Annotated in this window: 1 protein-coding gene; it reads left to right on the forward strand. The window is 45.1% G+C overall.

The features are described 5' to 3' along the window. The first annotated feature begins 90 nt into the window (after positions 1-90). The gene (locus ACFI6L_RS20220) at positions 91-1,125 is read left to right on the forward strand and encodes an IS110 family RNA-guided transposase (protein ID WP_462574699.1); all 1,035 of its coding nucleotides are present in this window, start codon (positions 91-93) and stop codon (positions 1,123-1,125) included. The last annotated feature ends 287 nt before the right edge of the window (positions 1,126-1,412 follow it).

The following is a 1,412-nucleotide window of genomic DNA, read 5'->3' on the forward strand; positions in this document are numbered from 1 at the left end:
GATTAATGGTATGGACCCTCTCCTCCCATAAAGGCTTCAAATGAGCCAAGATAGGGTTGTTCAAATCACTATCAAGAAGGAGAAGGTCACATGAGTAAGGTAACAATAGGTCTCGATATCGCCAAGTCTGTTTTTCATTTAGTTTTTATGAATCAGTCAGGCAGAGTGCTCAGAAAGAAGAAATTAAGGCGTCACCAGATGTTGTCCTATTTTAGTCAACTGGAGCCATGCATTGTAGTGATGGAAGCCTGTGGAAGTTGCCATTACTGGTGTAGGGAATTGACGAAAGCCGGGCATGAAGTCAAAGCAATAGCACCGCAATACGTTGTAGCATACCGAAAAGGCAATAAACACGATTACAATGATGCAGAGGCGATAGCCGAGGCATCACAACGCGAAGGGATGCGATTTGTGCCGTTTAAGTCTCAGGACCAACAAGACATCCAGCTTATGCATCGGATTAGAGAGCGTATGATAGCGCAGCAAACGGCGTTGAGTAATCAGATAAGAGGCTTGTTGAGCGAATACGGTATTGTGTATGCACGGGGTGTAGCGACTTTGGTGAAAGAGCTGCCTTTAACCCTGGAAGAAGCTGACAATGGATTGAGTATGTTAGCTCGCCGACAGTTTCAAGGCTTACTCAATGATTTGCGGGAACTGCGAGAGCACATAAAAGAAATGGATAAGGAGTTGAAAGCGTTCTCACAAAGCCAGCCTGTATGCGAGCGTTTAATGAGCATGACAGGAATTGGGCCTTTGATTGCTACCGCCTTATATGCAGGCATTGGACAAGGTCAGGCTTTTAATAGCGGCCGACATTTAGCCGCTTGGTTAGGTGTAGTGCCCAAACAACATACAACGGGAGATAACCTGAGATTGTTGGGTATTAGCAAGCGAGGGAACACGTATTTACGGACCCAGATAATTAACGGCGCCAGGGCCGCCTTGCGCCATATTGGTGATAAAACCGATAAGGTGAGCGAGTGGTGTCGGGCTTGTTTAGCACGCATGAGCTTTAACAAAGCGTGCGTCGCACTGGCTAATAAAATGGTAAGAATGGCCTGGGCTATGCTGCACTATCAACAGGACTACCAGCCAGGACTGATAAATAAAGCAGCGGCTTAGCCGATGAAACCCAAACCAAAGATAAGTAAATAAACTAAAACAGAAAGCCTATCAACATATTGCAAAAAGACAACGTACTGATGATTAACGGTTCATAACCATCTTGTTCAAATCAGTTTATACCAAGGGCCTTCGAGGCCGCCGGATTGATGAGACAACAAGATGCGAACAACCATCAAGGCTAGAAGTCAATTGACTTCACGAAAAAGCCGAATATATGGCAGCAATGAATCACGTTATTAAATCAACACGGTGTCTTGCAATCGGAGAGGGTCCATATATGGTAT

This window comes from Alteromonas sp. G4i35 (assembly GCF_054960375.1).

Coding starts and splice junctions, on each gene's coding strand:
- ACFI6L_RS20220 (WP_462574699.1), top strand. CDS start 91: ATGAGTAAGGTAACAATAGGTCTCGATATCGCCAAGTCTGTTTTTCAT.